The organism is Chitinophaga sp. CCNWYY40 (genome assembly GCF_037483205.1).
Taxonomy (GTDB): Bacteria; Bacteroidota; Bacteroidia; order Chitinophagales; family Chitinophagaceae; genus Chitinophaga; species Chitinophaga ginsengisegetis.
In genome coordinates this window covers 970,958-991,616 of record NZ_JBBHLF010000002.1, presented here as the reverse complement: position 1 = coordinate 991,616, position 20,659 = coordinate 970,958, and the positions used below count along the sequence as shown (strand labels likewise).

The following is a 20,659-nucleotide window of genomic DNA, read 5'->3' as shown; positions in this document are numbered from 1 at the left end:
TTAACTTGTTTTCCTGTAATTAAAGATGGCCCATCCGTTTAACAGCACTGCAAACAATACCAGGTACAATAGCTCCATCTGTACATCCGCAAAGCCGCTGCCTTTCAGCACAATGGTCCGGATTACTTTAATAAAATGTGTGACGGGCGTTAAATTGGCGATCATCTTTGCCCAGGGCGGCATACTATCCACGGCGGTAAACAGCCCGCTCATCAGCATAAAGATCATCATAAAAAAGAATGCTACAAACATGGCCTGTAACTGGTTATTGGTATAGGTAGATACCAGTAACCCAAAGCCCAGCAATGCTACCAGGTATATGGCGGCAAATACATAAAGTGTTACAAAACTCCCCACCGGCCAGATGCCATATATTCCCCAGGCCACCAATAAACCAAGTGTAAATACAATCATGCCCACCACCCAGAAAGGAATTAGTTTGCCAAGAATAAATTCCCACTTCTGAATGGGGGTTACATTGATCTGTTCTATAGTGCCTACTTCTTTTTCCCGCACAATATTGAGCGCCGACATAAAGCCGCCAATCAGTGTAAGCAGCAATACCAGTATTGCCGGCACTATATAAAACCGGTATTCCGCCAACGGATTAAACCAGTTGGAATAGGTAATATCAATCACACCCGCCGCCGGCGTTATATTCCTGCCGGTATTGATGGGGATGTCCTTATTGAAGTCCGCAATCACCCTCATGAGGTAGTTGCCGCCAATGGCAGCTTTGGTGCCGTTAATGGCATCAACGGATACCCCTACACGCTGTTTTCCTTCCCTTACCAGGTTGCTTTCAAAATTGGGTGGGATCTCCAGCACCACATCAGCTTTTTCCCTTTCTATATAGGTAATGGCGCGCTGAAAAGAAGGTTCGGCCGCCACTATTTTGAAATAACCGGAGGCGCCTACTTTCGCAATCAGCTGCCGGGAATAAGAACTGTGGTCATTGTCCACTACGGCAAGATTAACGCTCTTCACATCAAAGTTCATGGCAAGGGGGAGAATGACCAGCTGTATGACAGGCATGGCAAACATCATGGCCAGGATCGTTTTATCCCGGAAAATCTGCCTGAACTCCTTTTTTAATAGATAACCCAGCACTTTCATGATAACCGCGTTTTAAAGTTTTTGAGGGCAATAGTGAGCAGTATAATGGTCATGCCCAACAGCACCAGCGTTTCTTTCCAGACATATTCAAATCCAAGTCCTTTGAGCATCACCGATTTAATGATCAGGAAATACCACCGGGAAGGGATAATATTGGAGATGAACTGGAATATCTTCGGCATATTTTCTATCGGGAACATAAAGCCGGTAAAGATCATGGTGGGGAGCATCAGTCCCATCATCGACAGCAGCAGCGCCGTTTGCTGCGAGTTGGTGGTGTTGGAAATCATCAGTCCGAATGATAAACAGGTAATGATAAACAGCATACTTTCCATAAACAACAGCAGGATACTGCCTTTGATGCCCACATCCAGCACAAACACCGCCAGCACCAGGATCAGCACAAAATTCGCCAGCGATAGTATCAGGTAGGGAATGGCTTTGGCAATCAGCACCATCAGCGGTTTAAAAGGAGATACCAGTAATATTTCCATGGTACCCAGTTCTTTTTCGCGCACTACAGATACCGAGGTGAGTGCAGTGCATACAATCATCAGCACCAGGGCCATCACACCGGGAATGAAATTCAGCGAGCCGTTGCCTTCTTCATTGTACAGCATCCTTGATTCGGGAACAATGCTATAAGGCAACTGCGGTGAAGGACTGATTTCCTGCTGGTAAGCTGTTGTGATAGCAGTGATATAGTTTACCACGGTTTTGGCAGTATTGGGATCGGAACCATCGGTAATGATCTGTAGCTGCGCCTTTCCGCCATGCTGCAGGTCGTTGCCAAAACCGGCAGGGAAAATCAGCGCGCATTTTGTAGTGCCCTTTTTAAAGGAGTTTGCTATATCGTTGTAATCAATGGAGGATTCATTTACGATAAAGTAGGAAGATGATTTTATTTTACGGATCAGCTGCTGCGAATTTGCATCCCGCGAATTATCAATCACTGTAAGTGTAATATCCTTTACCTCGCTGGTCAGTGCAAAGCCAAACAGCACGATCTGCGCTACCGGCAAACCAAACATGATCAGTAAGGTCCGTTTGTCGCGGAATACATGGAAAAATTCTTTCCGGATAAAAACAAGAAGCTGTTTCATAGAAATGTTTTAGTCGCCCGACCTTTTGGCCCTGCGGGCCAACCGGTAAAATACTTCGTCCATATTATCGGCCTCAAACTGCGTTTTCAGGTTGGCAGGGGAATCCAGTGCTTCTATTTTGCCATCTACCATGATGGTAACGCGGTTACAATACTCCGCTTCATCCATATAGTGGGTGGTTACAAAGATGGTAATGCCGCTTGCCGCCGCTTCATAGATCATATCCCAGAACTGCCGCCTGGTAACGGGGTCCACACCGCCGGTAGGTTCATCCAGGAACACAATCCGCGGCTGATGAAAGATAGCTACTGAAAAAGCCAGCTTTTGTTTCCAGCCTAACGGCAGCGCACCTACGAGCTTTTTTGCTTCTGCTGTAAGCCCTAATTTCTGAATCAGGCTATCGCTTCTCTTACGGATCTCGGAAGAAGAAACGCCGTACACACCGCCAAAGAATTCAATATTTTCTACTACCGTCAGGTTTTCATACAGGGAAAACTTCTGACTCATATAGCCAATATTCTTCTTGATGGATTCGGGTTGTTTATACACATCAAAACCCGCTACCATAGCCTCTCCGGAAGTGGGGTGGGAGAGCCCGCAGAGAATCCTCATGGCAGTGGTTTTACCTGCTCCGTTGGCGCCCAGAAACCCAAAGATCTCTCCTTTATTTACCTCAAAGGAAATTTTATTGACGGCATAAAAGTCGCCAAACCGTTTCGTGAGATCCTTACATACAATCACTTTTTCTTCCATGATATCCTGTTTTATGCCTGGTTCATTAACCGGATAAAGCTATCCTCAATGCCGGGATGAATTAATTTTATATCTACGTGTGTATGTCCCCGTTGTGTAATGTTACGCTGCAGCGTATCTATATCCACGCCGGCATCTTTCAGCGTAATATGGATGTACTCCCCGAAAGCAAAGCTGCTGTCTATTTCCGGCATACTCCGCAGGTCCGTCAGCAGATGATAGATATTGTCAGCCTTGATGGCATAGAGTTTCACCGGGAATTGCGCCATGATATTATCCGGCGTGTCCACCGACATAATTTTCCCATTCTGTATCAGCGCAATCCTTTCGCAAAGCACGGCTTCATCCATATAAGGAGTAGATACCACGATGGTAATGCCCTGTTGTTTCAGGTGCTTCAGCATATCCCAGAATTCTTTACGGGATACCACATCCACACCGGTAGTGGGTTCGTCGAGGAATAGCACTTCCGGTTTGTGGATCAGCGCGCAACACAGTGCCAGCTTCTGTTTCATGCCCCCGCTGAGTTTCCCGGCGCGGCGGTCGCTGAAAGGCTTTATCTGGTCGTAGATATCCTTAATAAGTTCATAGTTTTCTTCAATCGTGCTTCCAAAGAGGGTGGCAAAGAAATCGAGATTTTCTTTTACTGTCAGATCCTGGTACAGGGAAAATTTTCCCGGCATATAACCGATCCTGTCACGGATCTCTTTATAATCTTTTACACAATCATAACCACGTACGCTGGCCGTGCCTTTATCCGGCAGCAACAAGGTGGTGAGAATGCGGAAGAGCGACGTTTTACCTGCGCCATCCGGGCCTATCAGGCCAAACAGCTCGCCTTCCTCTACCTGCAGCGAAACATCGTTTACTGCCAGCACCTTACCCTTGTCGTAAGTTTTGGTGATATGATCCAGTGTTACCGCGCTCATTTGGATGCTTTATTAATCAGCATTTCACCATACATGCCTATCTTCAGATAGCCATCATTTTTTACCCTTACCTTGATGGCGTACACCAGGTTGGCCCGTTCATTTTTTGTTTGAATGGTTTTAGGTGTAAACTCAGATTTATCGGAGATCCAGGTAATTTCACCGGGGTATGATTTGTAATTCTTTTCGCCCTGGTCGATACGCGCCTGCACCTGTTGCCCCAGCTTGATTTGCGGGAGGGTAACGCCGGTTACATAGGCTTTCAGGTAAAGCGTATCAATATTGGCAATCTTGTATAAAGGTTTGCCGATGGTGGCCATTTCTCCCTGCAGTGCATATTTCAGCAGTACTACACCACTCACCGGGTTAATGATTTGTCCTTTGCGGATCTGCTCTGCATACTGTGCCAGCGATTTTTCCAGCGGCGCTTTTTCACTGAGTATAGTACGGTTTTGGGTAGAAGTATTGGAATTGTTGAGCTGCAGCTGTTGCCGGGTTACGCTGAGTTGCCGTTCCAGCTGTACAATGAGGGCATTGATATCATCGAGTTGTTTCTGTGTGGCAGCGTCGCTTTTTACCAGGTTTTCGGTCCGTGTTCTTTCGCGGTATTGTTGCTGCAGTTGTGCTTCCTGCACCAGCAGTTGCCTGCGTACCAGTTCTGTTTGTGGTACGGGATCATGGGTTTTTTCTTTTAACGCATTGATCGATGCCTGTACCTGTTCTCTTTGCAGGGTAGGGATGGTAACATCAATCTGGCCAACGGACTGCCCGGCAGTGAGTTTGTCGCCTTCCTTTACAGGGAAGGACTGTATTTCACCGGTTTGTTCGGCAGATACGATTACTTCATCTGCTTCAAAATTGCCGGATGCGTCATAGTCATTTTTGCCGTTTCCGCAGGCGTTGATCATCATCACAAGGGCTATACCAGGTATTATGTTGTATTTCATATGCAATAATTAATCAGTTCCCGGAGGTGTTTTTATAATTGTATTGAGCCTGTAATAATTGTATGCTGTGGAGGATCCGCGATTGTTTCGCCAGGTTCTCCGCATTCAGCTGGGAGATGTATTCATGCACGGTGATAACGCCGTTGTCCAGCTGCGCCTGTGCCGACTTCTTCACTGACGAGCGGAGCGTGATGGCGCTGTCGTCCTGTTCTATCAGGGTGGCAAACTTATCAATATCCTGGTTTTGTTGTTGCAGGCTCATGCCGGTGTTGAACAGGAACGTTTCCTTATTCACATCAAGGTTTTGCCGGTTGATATCCAGCAGCTGCCGGTTGTTTTTCAGGGAATAGAGACTGCCTAACGACCAGTTAAGCCGTACGCCGCCCATCCACCAGGTACCAAATTTGTTATCAACGATATTCAGTGTGGGCCGGCCATAGGCGCCCTGGAAAAACGCGCTCAGTTTAGGAAGGTAACCTGATTGCAGTTGTTTTTCCTGTACGTCGAAGGCTTTTTTCTGGATATCATAATAAGTAATTTCCGGTCGATGTATACCTTGTTGTGGCGCCACGGGTGCGGGCCATGCCAGACGGGTGCTATCGTTCAGCGGCTGGTGTATGAAAGCCTCCAGCATTTTCATATAGGCTTTCCTGTTAGCGCTGAATTCAGTGGCGACCATGTCCGTGTTCATGATCTCTGCTTTAAGTTCATCTACGTTGCTGCGATAGGCTACCCCATTATTAAGGGCCGCCTGCGCTTTATCGGTGGCGCTTTGCAGGTCTGCTTTTCTTAACCTGTTTTGTTCCAGCTGGGCGTCCATCAGCAATATGCCGAAGTAGAGTTGCGTAATGCGGTCGCGGATAGTGTAGAGGTTTACTTCCAGCTGTTGTTGCTGTATGGCTTCATTGGCGCGGCTGCTTTCTTTTTGTAGCTTGCTTACGCCGCCGTCATAGATCTGCTGGGAGATCTCCGCCTGTATTTTGTATTGGTCTTTGCTCAGCGAAGGAAAGGTTACGCCGGGCATTGGAGGGATCACCTCGCCAAAGTTGATGGTTTCCGACTGGTACGTTGCCTGCCCGCTTACGGTGAGTTGCGGCAGATACAGCTTACCTGCGTTCTCCACCGAATACCTGCTGCTGCGGCTGATCAGGTCATATTGTTTGATCAGCGGATAATTCTGCCGGGCCAGGGTATAGCATTCTTCAATAGTGAGGGCAGGCGCCTGGCCCCATGCCCTGTCCACCGGAGGCGCCAGTAATATGAAACAGCACAAAGCTTTAAATAAGTTCATAATGCAACACTCAGTTTGAATTATTGTTTTGAAAAGTTGTTCAATTTCCGGGCAAAAAAAAGCAGCTATTTCAGCATGCCTTTGATCCAGATGGGTATCAGCTTTCGCCGTTCTTCCATCAGGGCGGTGAATTCTCCTGATTTTACTACCTTATTCCTTTCCAGTAAGGGCCGGGCCAGGAAAGGCATTACCACAAATCCTATCAGGTTCATCATTAGCTGGATCGGGTGAATACTCAGCTTTCCTTCTTTCTGCAGGGCGGCCAGCTGTTTAAAGAAATGCGACTGGAAGATGGCATCTTTACGGTTATCCTTCAACAACTCATCGGTGCCGGCAAAGATCTCATTTACCATAAACAAGGGGAAGTCCGGGTTCTTCAGCAATAAGTTGATATAGTGATTGGCTACCTGCTCAACCTTCTGCTGCACGGTTAGCTGTTCATTATTCAGGATCAGCGTTACCGCGGTAATTAATTTCTCCACTACCTCTGCCATCACAAACTGGAACAGCTTTTCCTTGCTGCGGAAATAATAATTGACCAGCGACAGGTTAATATCTGCCTCTGCCGCAATATCCCTTACTTTGGTAGCCTGGTATCCTTTCTTTGTAAACACAGTTCTGGCTGCGGCTTTGATCCGCTCTTCCGTGGAAGCATCTATATTTCCTTTCTTTTCGTTTACCGCCATAATCAGATGATGAGTTTAATATTTCTACAAAGATAGAAAATTGAACAACTTTTCAAAACATTTGTTCAATGTTTTTTTAGGCGAACACGAATGGCACACACTTACCGGTTGTCCTCAACCATAGCCGTATATACCGCATAACAAATACATAATGTGAGGCGCCGTTGCATTCTTTGGGAATGTTTTTTATTTTGTTAGATGAACAATGTAAAACCCACTCAATCGGAATATAAATGGACTCACGCAGAGAATTTCTAAAAAAATCTTTATTGTTATCTGGTGCAGCTGGCTTATCTACCATGATGCCCGCATCCATTCAGCGGGCACTGGCAATAGATCCCGCTCCCGGCAGCACCTTCCTCGACGCAGAACATATTGTGATCCTCATGCAGGAGAATCGTTCCTTTGATCACTGCTTTGGCTCTTTACAAGGCGTCCGCGGATTCAACGATCCACGCGCCGTATGGCTGCCGGACGCAAAGCCGGTGTGGTTTCAAACCAACGCAGCAGGCGATACCTATGCACCTTTCCGCCTCAATATTAAAGATACCAAAGCCACCTGGATGGGCGCATTGCCGCACTCCAGGCCCAGCCAGGTAGATGCCTACAACAAAGGCCGTTACGATAAATGGCTCATCGCAAAAACACCCGGCAACAAGGAATACGCCGCCATGCCTTTAACGATGGGATATTATACCCGCGAGGATCTTCCCTTTAACTACGCAATGGCAGACGCTTTCACGGTATGTGATCAGAACTTCTGCTCAGCCATGACCAGCACTACGCCCAACCGCTCCTTTTTCTGGACAGGTAAAATTGTACATGAGGAAGATGGATTGCCAAAAGCACATATCCGCAACGACGACTTCAGTTACGGTAAACTGCCCTGGAAAACATTCCCGGAATTACTGGAAGAAAATAATATTGCGTGGAAGTTTTACCAGAATGAAATCAGCTGTGGTGGTGGATGGAAAGGGGAAGAAAGAGCATGGCTCGCAAATTTTGGTTGTAACCTCCTGGAATTTTTCGCTGCCTACAACGTGAAGTTCTCCGAACGCTATGTAAACGGACTACTGAAACAGGTAGACACCCTGCCGGACGAAATCAATAAACTCCAGGAAGCCAGCCCTTCTTCGGATGACGCCGCTGCAAAGATCCGCACCGACATCTCTAAAAAACAGGCAGTGCTGGACAATGCTACCCAGGAATTGCTGAAATGGAACAAAGAAAGCTATGAGAAATTAACGGACCAGCAGAAATCGCTGTACCAACGGGCTTTTGTAGTCAATAAAAATGATCCCGCATTCCGGAGCGTAACAACAGTAAGCTATAAAGACGGATCAAAGGAACGCACCATCACGGTACCCGCTGGCGACGTGCTTTACCAGTTCCGTAAAGATGTGAATGAAGGCGCATTGCCACAAGTATCATGGCTGGCAGGCCCGCAGAACTTCTCCGATCACCCGAGCGCTCCGTGGTATGGCGCCTGGTACGTATCCGAAATACTGGATATCCTCACGCAGAAACCGGAGGTGTGGAAGAAAACTATTTTCATTGTTACCTATGATGAAAATGATGGTTACTTCGACCACGTGGTACCTTTCTCCATCTGCGATAATAACAAACCCGGCACAGGAAAATGCTCCGCAGGAATAGACACAGAAATAGAACAGGTGCGGCTGGCACATGAACTGAAACAGGGCGTAAGTGAAAAGCAAGCCCGGGAAGCCCCGGTAGGACTGGGGTTCAGGGTGCCTATGCTGATTGCATCGCCCTGGAGCAGGGGAGGGAAGGTATGTTCGCAGGTATTTGAACATACTTCTACTTTACAATTCCTGGAAACATTTTTTAGTAAGAAGTTAAACAAACAGGTGCACCTGGATAATATCAGTCAGTGGAGACGCACCATCAGCGGCGATCTCACTGCTGCCTTCAGTCCGTTTAATACCACCACACCGGCCCGGCAGATTTTCCTGGATCAGCGCCATGTAGTAGAAAATATTAATAACGCCCGCTTCAAGTCAGTACCCGCAGGGTTTAAAAAAATCACCAGTGAAGATGTGAAAGCCTTTGCTAACGGCAACGGCACTACGATTTTACAACAGGAAAAAGGTACCCGCCCTTCCTGTGCATTGCCTTATGAGCTACTGGCGGATGGCCAGTGGAAAGCCGGTGAGCAATTGCTGACACTGAAAATGAAAGCAGATAAGCAATTGTTCGGTGACCGCGCACATGGCGCACCGTTTACCGTATACACCCATCTTCCTTATAAAGATGAACAAACCGGTGAAACAGAAACCGGAAGAACCTGGTCGTTTGCGGTAGCTGCAGGTGACACTATCTCCTATGAGTGGCCGGCCAAAGCCTTTGCAGATAACCGTTACCAGTTGCATCTGCATGGCCCTAATGGATTCTACCGCGCGTTTGAAGGTTCCGCCAAACATCCGCAGCTGGACCTGGAGCTGGGCTATGAAACAAATGGTAAGTTGAAAAAGAAAGCAACAGGTAACCTGGTTTTACGTGTAGCCAACACCGGTAGCAGTGCGCGTGATTTCAGTATTACAGATAATGCATACGGTGGAAAAGCAATCCAGCGGAGCATTGCCGCCGGCGCCACGTTGGAGTTGGTATTGCCGCTGCAGAAAAGCCACGGCTGGTACGATTTCAGCGTACAGGCTGCAGGCTTTGATACGTTTAGTCAGCGGTATGCAGGGAGAGTGGAAACAGGAGCAGAAGGGATAACAGATCCTTTTATGGGCAGGGTATAAATCTAAAAACCCGGGAGGATGTTCATTCAATGAAAATCCTCCCGGAATATCTTATTGCAGTATTTCTTTCACCGGTTTGCCTACACAGCCGCTCGGCATTTGTATATGCAGCATGGCAGCCAGGGTAGCGGCAATATCTGTCATATGCACGGTTTCATTGGAAGCGCCATGTTTTACATGCCATCCCATAAATACCAGCGGGATATGGATATCAAAAGGATTCCAGTTACCGTGGGTAGTGCCTTTCAGTGAACCTTCAAACCATCCTGGTTCAGGAATCACAATTACGGAGCCGGTGCGTTTACGGTTGTAGCCATTGATCGCCATTGTATTCAGTGGCTCCGGCAAAGGATTCACGCCGATATTGTCCAGGTCGGCGGCAAACTGGATACCCGGTTGCGCCTCGAAGTACTTCACGGTTTCTTTCTTCACAGCATCGTAATCCAGTTTAGACGCAGCAATTTTTGCTTTGTCGAAGCTCACATGGTAGTTCATAAATGAAGATACGAGTTTGCTTACGCCAAAACGTACATTCAGCGTACTATCCAGGCCCGCCACCAGTTTCCTGCTTTCTGTTATGCCGGCTGGCAGCTTATGTTCTTCCATAAATTTAATGGCATGAGCGGCGCCGTGGTCGGCAGTGAGGAACACGAGGTAGTTACCTTTTCCCACGCGCTGGTCCAGGTAGGTGAAGAAGGCCGACAGGTCTTTATCCAGGCGCAGGTAAGTATCTTCTACTTCTATGGAATTAGGACCATATTTATGGCCTACATAATCGGTGGAAGCGCAGTTGATGGTGAGGAAGTCGGTCACGGTATTATTACCGAGGTCGTATCCTTCAATGGCAGCTTTCGCAAAATCCAGTGTGAGGGTGTTTCCACCGGGAGTAGACCTCAGGTTACCCGGATCTTTTTTATAAGCGTCTTTCAACGCATGGGGGAAAACAGGCGCTTTTTCACCGGGGAAAGTACCTTCCCAGTCTACGTTATCTTCACTGCTTTGTACATAAGTATTGATGGGATATAAAGTTTCCCAGGGTTTAGACATCAGCTGCTGCGGCTCTTTGCGGTCGTTGAAACGCTTTACCCACTCAGGCAGTTCTTTCATATACCAGGTGCTGGTAATAAAGCTGCCGTTGCTGTCGTCCAGCCAGAAGGCGCCATTGGGTGTATGTCCGGCTGGAAGGATGGAGGCGCGGTCTTTCAGTGATACGCCTACTACTTTAGAGCGGAAGTTGGTAGCCAGTTTTAATTCATCTGTAATGGTAGATGCCAGCAGGTTGCGCGGCGACATTTTGCCTGCGGAGCTGCTGCTGCCAACGGGTTGTACGGTGGTATCTTCTGTGCAATACCATTTTCTGCCGGTAAGCTGATCGGGCCAGTCGTTGCCGGTAATGCCATGAATAGCGGGAACACTGCCTGTATAAATGGTGCTGTGACCCACAGCGGTAAAGGACGGAAGGTGGCTGATGAAAGTGTTTTCACAGGAAAAACCATCGCCCAGCATACGTTTAAAGCCACCCGCTTCGTAGCGGTCGTAGTAACGGTATAAATAATCCCAGCGCATCTGGTCTACCACAATGCCTACTATCAATTTAGGCTTTTCATTCGATTGGGCTACTGCGGTGAGCCCCTGTAGCGCTGTGAACGCGCCCAGGAATGCAGTGGCAACAGATTTAGTCATTCCGTTCATAATGCAGATTTTTTTCATTTCTTAGGTTCACGCCCCAAAATGGGAATCGGCAAACGTAATAAAAAAATAATAAAAACCCGGCACCTTTTCGTTGAACGGAAACGAGGAATTACTTGGAAACCAGTAACGGCAATACAGAAGCATAACTTACCTGGTTACAGGGATTGCTTCACAGGAAAAGTATTTGTCAGCTTTTTAATTATTCCCGTTTTCTGAAAGATCCGCATATTTGCATATCTTTTCATAAACGGAATACCATTTCATGAATGTAGCAAAACAGATGCGAAAAAGATATTTACTGGCAGGACTCCTTTTAAACAGCATATCCCTGCATGCACAAGAGCCCGTGGTTGCGGGCTACCTCGGAAGGTTCGATGGACAGTTTGCCCCGGTATTGATTAACCAGCAAAAACAATGGCTGCATATTTCCGGTGCAGTATTGGTAGATAAAACGGAAAACATCGGTTACTATAATACTATTGTAGCCGTGAAACATAATGCCTATGGCGCTGTTAGCAACGCTGGTAAGATCATTGCCCCTTTCAAATATGATGAGGTTATCCTGGCCGATGAACAGGATGACCACGACTCCTCAAAAAATTATTGCTTTGTTATTACCCGGCTCAATGGGAAATACGGCGCCGCAGATACACTCGGTAATGTTATCTGTCCTCCGCTATACAGCGAAGTAAGCGCGCTCACGCCCCATGTACTGAAAATGAAGAAAGATGGCCGCTGGGGATGGATAGATATAAAAACCGGTAAGGTATTACAGGAACCCATATACGAAGAAGCCGATAAAAGCTATGTAAGGGACAACACCATACAAATAAAAAAGGCGGGTAAAGTTGGACTGGCAGCGGAAGACGGCGCCATCATTGTTCCGGCGGAGTATGAGTCATTTGATTATCTCAGTGGCAGTAATATTTATATGGGCTTTACAACTAATGGTAAAGCCGGCGTGATGGATAAAAGCGGCAGGATCATTATTCCTGCTATCTATGATAAATGTGCTGTAGGACCAACCGAAGAGCTGTTTGCCGTTACCAAAAATAATAAAATTGGTTTCGTAGATAAGCACGGTAAAACACTGCTCCCGTTTCAATACAGCGCAGCCACCCGGACAGGCAATGTTATGAAAGTGAGCATGGGCAATAAATACGGCGTGGTAAATGCCGAAGGCAAAGAGATCATCCCGCCACGATACAGTGATATTATCGCCATCAATGCAAAAGGACAGGAAACCTACGACGGCGGCATAATAATGGCGCCGGGGCAAACAATAACGGACGAGAGATCACCCATACCAGCCGTTTTCCTGGTAAGCGATGACACCGGTACCAGCTTGACGGATGCCAATGGAAAGCCTCTCACCGCTCAGGTATACAGCCGCATAACGCCGTTCTCCTGGCAAAACACTCCCTGGCTGGCAGTAGAACAAAATGGTAAAACCGGGCTGTTGGGAATGGACGGAAAAACGATCCTGCCAGTGGCCTATGATGGTTTTGTAAATGGCTACGGCAGCGGATTCTCCTATCTGGATGATAATGCCGGGGAAAGCAAAAAAAATTACCTGCCCGTTTCAAAAGGAGAGCGGATAGGATTGGTGGATATCACCACCGGTAAAGAAATCATCCCCGCCCGGTACGAATGGATACAGTGGCAAAACAGCCGGATACTGCTCCTGCGCAATGGCGATACCTCCTCACTGGCAGATGTCACAGGAAAGATTATCCGCGGCGGAAAAAAGTACGGATTTTTTACCGCGGTAGATACTAACCGGATTGTGGAAACACAATACAACGACGATGGCACCACCACCACCCAGCTCACTGACCTCGCCGGTAATACGCTGTACAGCAGCCAACGCTGGGAGTTTAAAGAAGACCAGGCGTCACGGCTGTTAGTGCCGGAAAGCGAAAAGAGAAGCAGTGCAAAATTCAATGACGGGCTGTTAAAAGTATGGGGCAGTGCCCGCAACAACGTATTTTTAGATCCCAACGGGAAAGAAGTGGTTTTTGATGAATACAGCTTTGTAGGAGATTTCTGGAATGGCCTCGCGCTGGCGGGAATAGACAGCACCCCGCAACATACGCTGTACGGTATTATTAACCGCAAAAAAGAAATTGTTTATCCCATTACAGCCAATGATATTTTGGAAATGGGAAACCTGCTCGTGGTAAAAAAAGGAGAGCAGAAGGGACTGATTACAAAAGAAGGTAAGGTATTGCTCCCTACTGAATATGAGGATATCGATGATATCTATGATACACCCTTTTTAAAGGTATCACGCAATAATAAATATGGTGTAACCGACGCACTGGGCAAGATAATTTTACCGGTAGAATTTGATGATATCAGCTACCGGAAAGATGAAAAGCTATTCCAGGTAACCCGCACTGGCAAGTACGGCATCGCAGATGCCTCCGGTAAAATGATCATTCCCGCCATCTACGATAACATGGACACTAACCAGGGATACGGAAAAAATATCTTTCCATTACTGGTACAGGAAGGTAAATGGTATTTTTACATTGATGCACAGGGGAAAGCATTCCCATACAAATCACTGAAGAAAAAAGGATATGAGGATTAAAGGTATAACAGGCAGGTATATACGCTTTTTACTGGCAGGTAGTTTTTTACTGGCAGCCCACACCTTATCAGCGCAGCAGGGATCTGTGTTTCATGGCGGTTTCGCCCGCATGGAGGAAGCTGAAAAAAGCTGGTACATTGATCCCACCGGTAAGAAAGTATTTGATCAGATCATCGCCCTGTATCACCCGGTTACCACCACACCGGCGGATGAAGGAGGACACTCCCTGATTGTGACCAACGAACAGGAAACCATGTTCCTGGTAAGCAGCAACGGCAAAACAGGCATTGTTACCGCCAACGGAAAATGGTTGCTGCCACCTGAATATGATACCATAGAATTGAAATGGAAAACTTACCTGGTATTACATCTGCAGGGTAAAATGACTTATGCAGATACCTACGGCAAGCTGCTGCTGCCGCTGCAGTTTGAAGACGCAGGTATATTGGATGATGAACACTTTGATGTGAAAACAGGCGGCAAATGGGGCATCTACAGTACACCGGAAAAACGGCTGCTGATACCGGCCATCTACGAATCGTTCGACTATTGCGGGGGATGCGGCCGGAAAGGAGATTACCTGTTTGCACAGAAAAATGGTAAATGGGGCATCATCGACTTTGATAACAACATCCTCATGCCCTTTGAATATGAACATGAACACGCCTTTATGCGCAGCGACAACTGGGTACAGTGTTTTAAAAAGCAGGGACGCGAGGTAACCATCAACCTGAAAACAAAAAAAGAATATGCAGCGCCGGAGTATACCGGCATGACAGTGATAGGTAACGGTTTACTGAAAGTGCAAAAGAACGGGAAGTATGGATTGATCAGCGAAGACGGCGTTACAGTAGCTGATTTTATTTATGATGATATCACCGACGTATACGACGAAACAGCAAGCGGACCCTATCTCCGGATTACCCAAAATGGTAAAACAGGTATCCTGCGGGAAGATGGAAAAGTAATTATCGCCCCGTCATACGAAGGCGATATTGTAGTATCCGGTGAGTATTTTATTATCCCTGTTGACGGCAACTACAATCTCACGGATACTACCGGTAAAAAGTTACTGGCAAAAGATTACAACGAAATAACCACGCTGGATAAATATTTCCCTGTTCCTCTCTTCAAACTGAAACAGAAAGCGCTGTATGGTTTTTATAACCCGGCTAACAGGAAAGTAGTGGAACCCGCCTTCTTTGATATCGACCGCACCACGGCTACGGCTCCCGGTATGGATTTACTGGAAGTAAGTTACCAGGAGATGTATGGCTTGTATAATGCAGCAGGGGAGCAGGTATTGCCCGTGGTTTACAAACAAGTGGATGGTCTGGTACCCGGGCTGGTAGCGGTAAAGAAAGAAACCGGCGCTGGTGTGTATGATATCAGGAAGAAGAAAATGCTGATCCCCGCCACCTATCACAGCATCAGCGTATCGGCGGAGGACACCAGTTTGTTATTTGCATCTCAAAACACGCCTGAAGGCGGCTACAAAGATCTCTTCTTTAATCACAATGGCTTGAAGGTGCCTGCGCCCAAAGCGCCGCCAGTGATCCCGGAAAAAAAATCCCAGCTGCTGAAAAAAGAAACGGCCAATGGAGAGTATCCGCTTTACGGTTATACCAGCAGTACCGGTAAAGTAGTGGTACCTCCTGTATACGACCGCTTACTCGTGGAAAAGAACGGGCAGGGCTTCCTGGCGCAAAAAGCCGGTAAATTTACCGTGCTGGATAAAGCCGGTCAACCGGTAAACAAGCAGGTTTTTGACGATGTAATGCTGGAAGAAATCCCCGGCTATGGCGCCACGGAAGTGCAATACGGATTCCCGCTGCTTTGCAGAACCGGCGATACCTATCAGTACCTCACTGCCACCGGAAGTTTTCTACCTGTTAAAGTCACCGGCATCGTAGCTTTTAGTCCGTATGGGATATACGGCATTCCCGGACTACAGTAATTTTTTGATCCCGGAAGGCTTCAACGGCCGGCTCCTGAAGCCTTTCCGGGAAAAGGATATTTACAAGGTGATCATGGCGCACCTACGTGTTTAACGCCAGCACATCATCCACGCCCACTTCTGCTATAAAATCGGGATCATGCGAAATGACGAGCAACGTGCCTTTATACTCCCCGAAGATCTGCGTCAGTATTTTAATGTTCTGCAGATCGAGGTTGTTGGTGGGCTCATCGAGCAGGATCATATCGGGCGCTTTATCCTGTAAGGTCATGCTGCAGAGGGCCAGTCGCAGCATTTCGCCGCCACTCAGCACTGCGCACGACTTATCCCAGGTATCCGGACCAAAAAGGAAATTCACCAGCACCGTTTTTACCATCGATACTTCCAGCAGGTTATTGTTGTAAGACAATGCCTGTTGTAATACCGTTTTGCTCCGGTCGATCAGCGTGTAATCCTGGTCCAGCAGTAAACTGCGCGTATCGGCGGTATACAGCTCACCGGTTGATGGCGCCAGCTTACCCAGTATCAGTTGCAGCAAGGTGGACTTGCCGCTGCCGTTGGGCCCTGTAATGGCCAGCCGCTGGCCGCTGCGGATGGTAAAGGTGAGTGGTGTTTTCCAGAGCATGTTTTCCGGAGATGCCAGCCTTGTCGGTTCGTTTGATGGCTGGTGATCCGGCGCCGGGAGTTCCGGCTGTGCAGCAGGCCATCCGAAATTCACCCCGTTTGCCTGCACCAGCACTTTCCCGGTATGAAGGGTGGATTGTTCAAAGTAACCCTTCATCATGCGCTGGATCTGCGTCATAGCAGAGAGTTCCTGCCAGCCTGCACGCAGTTCCTCCACTTTTTCCGTGTGTACCTGTTTTAATTTTGCGGTAGATACTTCTGCATTATTTTTCCTGCCATTTAACAGTATTTTAGGTATGCCTCCTGTTTTAGCTTGCTTCCGCGCCTGTGCATCGGCATGTTGCTTGCGCTCTATAGCCTCCTGCCGTTGCTTTTTGGCTTCTTTGAGTGTTTTTTCCTGGTGGGCAACGCGTTGTTGCAACGCATCTGCTTCAACGGCTTTTTGCGCTGCGTAGAAATCATAGTTGCCGCCGTAAGTTTTTATGCCATTGGGTTGCAGCTCCCAGATGGGTTCGCAGAGGCGTAGCAGCTGCCGGTCGTGGCTCACAATCAGCAACGTGCATGATGTGGCTGCCATCCATTCGTATAGCTGTTCCCGTGCGTGGTAATCGAGGTGGTTGGTGGGCTCGTCCAGCAACACCACCGATGGCTCAAAGATGTCGATGCCGGCCAGGAACAGCCGTGTTTTTTCGCCCCCGCTGAGGGTGGACAAGGGCTGATCCGGTTGCAAGGCACGAAGGCCCCATTTTTCAAAGGCCGCTTCACTGCGCGCGGCAATGTCCCAGTCGTCGCCAAGCACGTCGTACAGGTGCGGACTGGTTTCGCCCTGCAGGATTAATTCAAGGGCGTTCAGTTTTTGCGCGGTACCTGCGGCCTCCGCCACGGTGAGTGAATTAAAATGGCCAAAATGCTGCGGTACATAGTAACATGGCCCGGTAGCCCGGATAGTGCCGGAAGACGCGGTTTCCTGGCCGGCAATGATCTTCAGTAAAGTGGATTTACCCGCGCCGTTAGGACCTGCAATAGCGGCCCGGTAGCCTTTATGAAGCGTGAAACTGACGTCCTGGAATAAATACTGCCCCGATGGAAGTTGGTAACTGAGTTGTTGTGCGCTGATAAGCATGCAAAATCGTTTTGAAATGAACAATGGCGACGACAGGAAGCGTCGGGTTAGCGGGTCGGGAAATGACAGTACGCATTTTCATGGCAGTAAAATTTAGTTGAATAAATCAGCGTATGCAGCAGCATCGCTGTATGACGGTAAAAAATATATAAACGGGAGATAAAACACGCCGGAGCGGCATGTATACAGGTATCAGCCTGCTATTGTATGTAGAGTATTGATCACATGGTTGGGCAAAGGTAAAAAAAAATTCTTAAATTTTGGGTGATATATCACCGGTTACTGACACTAGTATATAAAACCAGGCTTATATGCGTACTCATGAAGATCAATGGTTGGAAGATATATACCGCAATACCCTGCCACGGGTAGCAGGCGTCATACACCGGATGGGCGGCCACCTGGAGATGGCCAAAGATATCTTCCAGGATGCTGTAATTATCTATCTCGAAAAACAACAGCAAAACAAACTGCCTGCCGGGGTACCTGCAGAAGCATATATTACAGGCATCGCCAGGATTCTTGCTATCCGGAAACTAAAACAATCCGGTCCGCATATTCCACTGGATAATATGGACGGCGATATCGGCGTGCCGGCAGATTATTATGCGCCTCCACCCGTGTCAAAGCCTGTACTGGAGTATGTAAAAGCCGCCGGGAAACGATGTTTGCAGCTCCTGCACGCATTTTATTATGATCATCTTTCCATACAGGAAATAGCAGCAGATTTTAATTTCAAAACACAACATTCTGCCAGCGTACAGAAATACAAATGCCTGGAAAAAGTAAGGGAACAAATTAAACAATCAGATTATGCGGAAACAGTTAGCTGAAGCACAGGAAATAGAACAATACCTGCTGCGGGAAATGCCTGTTTCCTCCCGGCTGGTGTTCCAGGCCAGGATGCTGGTGGCGCCTGCATTGCGGGAAAAAGTGAAGTACCAGCGGAAAACCTTGCAGCTGGTGCGCTGGCTCGCCCGCGAAGAAAAACGCCAACAACTGGATCAGCTTTTCCAGCGCCTCATGCAGGATACTTCTTTCAACAATTCTATCACCTCCATTTTTAAATAATATGGCATTCCTGGTTCCTACCGTAATCGACGGCGACAGCCGCGGTGCGTTTGATATATACAGCCTGTTGCTGAAAGAAAGGATTATTTTTCTCGGTACCGCCATCGACGACCAGGTGGCTAACCTGATAGTGGCGCAGTTGCTGTACCTCGACAGTGAAAACCACCGGCCCATTAATATGTACATCAACAGCCCGGGCGGCGTTGTGTATGCCGGCATGGCTATTTATGATACCATGAAAATGCTGAAATCGCCGGTATCCACTATGGCAATGGGTTTCACCGGCAGCATGGGTACCATCATTCTTACCGCCGGCGCTACGGGGCAACGGTATGCACTTCCCAATGCCACCATTCACATGCATCCTGCAAGCGGCGGCGCCAAAGGATATACGGAAGATGTGCGGATTGCTTTTAATGAACAGGGCCGGTTGCAGCAAAAACTTTTCCAGATCATTGCCCGGCAATCGGGCCGCTCGGTGGAAGAAGTGGAGCATGCTTTCCGGAATGATCATTTCATGGCCGCAGAAGAAGCCCGGGATTTCGGGATCGTAGATGAAGTGCTGAACAGCGCTGCTGCAGTGCCTGCGCTGGCATTCCGGCAAGAACTATTGCCAGCCGCCGCCCAGCGCACGGTATAAAAATACCACCGCCTGTAACTGCTGCAAATGATCGTTGATCCTGCCCAGTTGCGCCGATAAAAGGCTCTGTTGTGCATTCAATACTTCCGTGTAATTGGCAAATCCATATCGCACCAGTTCCTGCGTATAGTCGACCGACAATTGCAGGTTCTGTAATTGCAGCCGCCGTGAGTTTCCTTTTTCCAGGGCTGTCTGGTAAGAATATAATGCGTTTGATACTTCCTGCCCGGCGGTTAGTACAGCTGTATGGAAGTTCAGCGCCGCCTGTTCCTGCTGCTCTTTCGCTACTTTGAGCCTGGTTTTATTAATGCCCTGGTTAAAGATGGGTTGTGTTAAACCCGCCGTGAGGTTGCTGATCCAGGAGCCGGGCCCTGTGAGCGACAAGTAACTGGTATAACCGCCCGAAGCAGAAATAGTGAGCGCAGGATAAAAATAGGTGCGCGCTACATTAGTCAGTTCATAATAGTAACGCAGGTTATATTCCGCCGCCTGCACATCCGGCCGGTTGGCCAGCAGTTGCGCCGGCACGCCGGTTTTCAGCAGCATCACCGGTCGCTGGTCGTCCATGCTGCTGCGGCTGATAGGGCCGGGAGGCCGGCCGAGTAAGAGGTTCAGCTGGTTCTCCGTTTCGCGGATCGATTGCTTCAGGTCAGGAATCGTTACTTCTGCGGCATACCTGCTGGCTTCACTTTGCACTACTGCCGCGCCGGTTACCACATCACCCTTTTTCAGCTCCTTCATCACTTCTACAGTAGCTTGCCAGTTTACTACGGTTTGCTGCGTTATTTTCAGTTGCTGATCCAGTGCGGTGAGGTTGTAGTAGCTGGTGGCAATACTGGCAATCAGCCCGGTTTGTACGGCCCTTGCATTGGCGGATGCCTGCAGGAATGCTGCCAAACCCGCGCGCCTGTTGCTGCGCAGCTTACCCCAGATGTCTGCTTCCCAGGTAGCAGTGAGCCCGGCGTTGTATTGCTGTGGTATAACGCTCCTGCCTGTACGCTGTTGATTGGAAGCGCCGGCATAGGCCGCGCTCACGTCGCCATTTACAGCGGGGTACAACGCCTGCCTGCTTTGCGAGTAATTGGCTTCTGCCTGCCGCATGCGCGACCACGCTACCTGGAGGTCGAGGTTGTGCTGAATACCGGTGTCAATAAGTTGCTGCAGGAGGGAGTCTGTGAAAATTTCTTTCCAGTGAACGGTAGCCAGGCTATTGGTGTCCGTTGTATTTACATCCCGGTACAGGTTATTGTCTGTAATGCCGGGCGATTGGTACGGCTTTGTGATGCCACAGGCAGTAATGAATCCTGCCAGGACTACCGTGAGTAAAACATATATGCTGTTACGACCATTCATATTACCTGTT

16 protein-coding genes are annotated in these 20,659 nt (G+C 48.2%); 6 read left to right on the top strand and 10 right to left on the bottom strand.

The window, feature by feature from the left end; all coding sequences use genetic code 11:
- The 7 genes from V7S65_RS09790 to V7S65_RS09760 all read right to left on the bottom strand — a co-directional run bounded on the left by V7S65_RS09790 (position 1) and on the right by V7S65_RS09760 (position 6,825).
- Positions 1-1,116 carry an ABC transporter permease gene (locus V7S65_RS09790; protein ID WP_336388391.1) on the bottom strand — a complete coding sequence of 372 codons (1,116 nt, stop codon included), beginning with the start codon at positions 1,114-1,116 and terminating at the stop codon, positions 1-3.
- A complete protein-coding gene (locus V7S65_RS09785) occupies positions 1,113-2,219 on the bottom strand; it encodes an ABC transporter permease (RefSeq protein WP_336388392.1) in 1,107 nt (368 codons plus the stop codon). Before V7S65_RS09785 ends, V7S65_RS09790 begins: the two co-directional genes overlap by 4 nt.
- Positions 2,220-2,228: 9 nt before the next feature.
- Positions 2,229-2,972 (bottom strand): ABC transporter ATP-binding protein, encoded by a 744-nt coding sequence (locus tag V7S65_RS09780; RefSeq protein WP_336388393.1) that lies wholly within the window; start codon positions 2,970-2,972, stop codon positions 2,229-2,231.
- Positions 2,973-2,983: 11 nt separating this feature from the next.
- The gene (locus V7S65_RS09775; RefSeq protein ID WP_336388394.1) at positions 2,984-3,901 is read right to left on the bottom strand and encodes an ABC transporter ATP-binding protein; all 918 of its coding nucleotides are present in this window, start codon (positions 3,899-3,901) and stop codon (positions 2,984-2,986) included.
- Positions 3,898-4,848, bottom strand: a complete 951-nt coding sequence (locus V7S65_RS09770; RefSeq protein WP_079472124.1) for an HlyD family secretion protein — start codon at positions 4,846-4,848, stop codon at positions 3,898-3,900. Before V7S65_RS09770 ends, V7S65_RS09775 begins: the two co-directional genes overlap by 4 nt.
- A 13-nt stretch (positions 4,849-4,861) precedes the next feature.
- Positions 4,862-6,139 (bottom strand): TolC family protein, encoded by a 1,278-nt coding sequence (locus tag V7S65_RS09765; RefSeq protein ID WP_336388395.1) that lies wholly within the window; start codon positions 6,137-6,139, stop codon positions 4,862-4,864.
- A 65-nt stretch (positions 6,140-6,204) separates the two neighbouring features.
- Entirely contained in the window at positions 6,205-6,825 is a 621-nt protein-coding gene (locus tag V7S65_RS09760) for a TetR/AcrR family transcriptional regulator (protein ID WP_336388396.1), read from the bottom strand.
- Between the two features lie 233 nt (positions 6,826-7,058).
- Here V7S65_RS09760 and V7S65_RS09755 point away from each other — a divergent pair, with 233 nt between their 5' ends.
- Entirely contained in the window at positions 7,059-9,593 is a 2,535-nt protein-coding gene (locus V7S65_RS09755; protein ID WP_336388397.1) for a phosphocholine-specific phospholipase C, read from the top strand.
- Positions 9,594-9,644: 51 nt separating this feature from the next.
- On the opposite strand, the gene pafA is transcribed toward V7S65_RS09755, so the two are convergent.
- The gene (gene pafA, locus V7S65_RS09750) at positions 9,645-11,285 is read right to left on the bottom strand and encodes an alkaline phosphatase PafA (protein WP_235016007.1); all 1,641 of its coding nucleotides are present in this window, start codon (positions 11,283-11,285) and stop codon (positions 9,645-9,647) included.
- 280 nt (positions 11,286-11,565) lie between these two features.
- On the opposite strand from pafA, the gene V7S65_RS09745 reads away from it, so the two are divergent.
- Together V7S65_RS09745 and V7S65_RS09740 are read left to right on the top strand one after the other, a co-directional pair.
- Positions 11,566-13,881, top strand: coding sequence for a WG repeat-containing protein (locus V7S65_RS09745; RefSeq protein ID WP_336388398.1), 2,316 nt, complete (start codon positions 11,566-11,568; stop codon positions 13,879-13,881).
- On the top strand, positions 13,871-15,838 hold the full coding sequence (locus V7S65_RS09740) for a WG repeat-containing protein (RefSeq protein WP_336388399.1): 1,968 nt from the start codon (positions 13,871-13,873) through the stop codon (positions 15,836-15,838). The genes V7S65_RS09745 and V7S65_RS09740 overlap by 11 nt, the downstream gene beginning before the upstream one ends.
- An 82-nt stretch (positions 15,839-15,920) precedes the next feature.
- Here V7S65_RS09740 and V7S65_RS09735 read toward each other — a convergent pair whose 3' ends face one another.
- Positions 15,921-17,585 (bottom strand): ABC-F family ATP-binding cassette domain-containing protein, encoded by a 1,665-nt coding sequence (locus V7S65_RS09735; protein WP_111578336.1) that lies wholly within the window; start codon positions 17,583-17,585, stop codon positions 15,921-15,923.
- Positions 17,586-17,896: 311 nt separating this feature from the next.
- Here V7S65_RS09735 and V7S65_RS09730 point away from each other — a divergent pair, with 311 nt between their 5' ends.
- From V7S65_RS09730 to V7S65_RS09720, 3 genes are read left to right on the top strand one after another with little or no spacing between them, the layout of a single operon-like run.
- Positions 17,897-18,418: an RNA polymerase sigma factor gene (locus V7S65_RS09730; RefSeq protein ID WP_336388400.1), complete on the top strand. Its 522-nt coding sequence runs from the start codon at positions 17,897-17,899 to the stop codon at positions 18,416-18,418.
- Entirely contained in the window at positions 18,399-18,656 is a 258-nt protein-coding gene (locus V7S65_RS09725) for a hypothetical protein (RefSeq protein ID WP_079472114.1), read from the top strand. The genes V7S65_RS09730 and V7S65_RS09725 overlap by 20 nt, the downstream gene beginning before the upstream one ends.
- 1 nt (position 18,657) lies before the next feature.
- Positions 18,658-19,296 (top strand): ATP-dependent Clp protease proteolytic subunit, encoded by a 639-nt coding sequence (locus tag V7S65_RS09720; RefSeq protein ID WP_111578334.1) that lies wholly within the window; start codon positions 18,658-18,660, stop codon positions 19,294-19,296.
- On the opposite strand, the gene V7S65_RS09715 is transcribed toward V7S65_RS09720, so the two are convergent.
- A complete protein-coding gene (locus V7S65_RS09715) occupies positions 19,264-20,649 on the bottom strand; it encodes a TolC family protein (RefSeq protein WP_336388401.1) in 1,386 nt (461 codons plus the stop codon). The genes V7S65_RS09720 and V7S65_RS09715 overlap by 33 nt on opposite strands.
- Between the last annotated feature and the right edge of the window lie 10 nt (positions 20,650-20,659).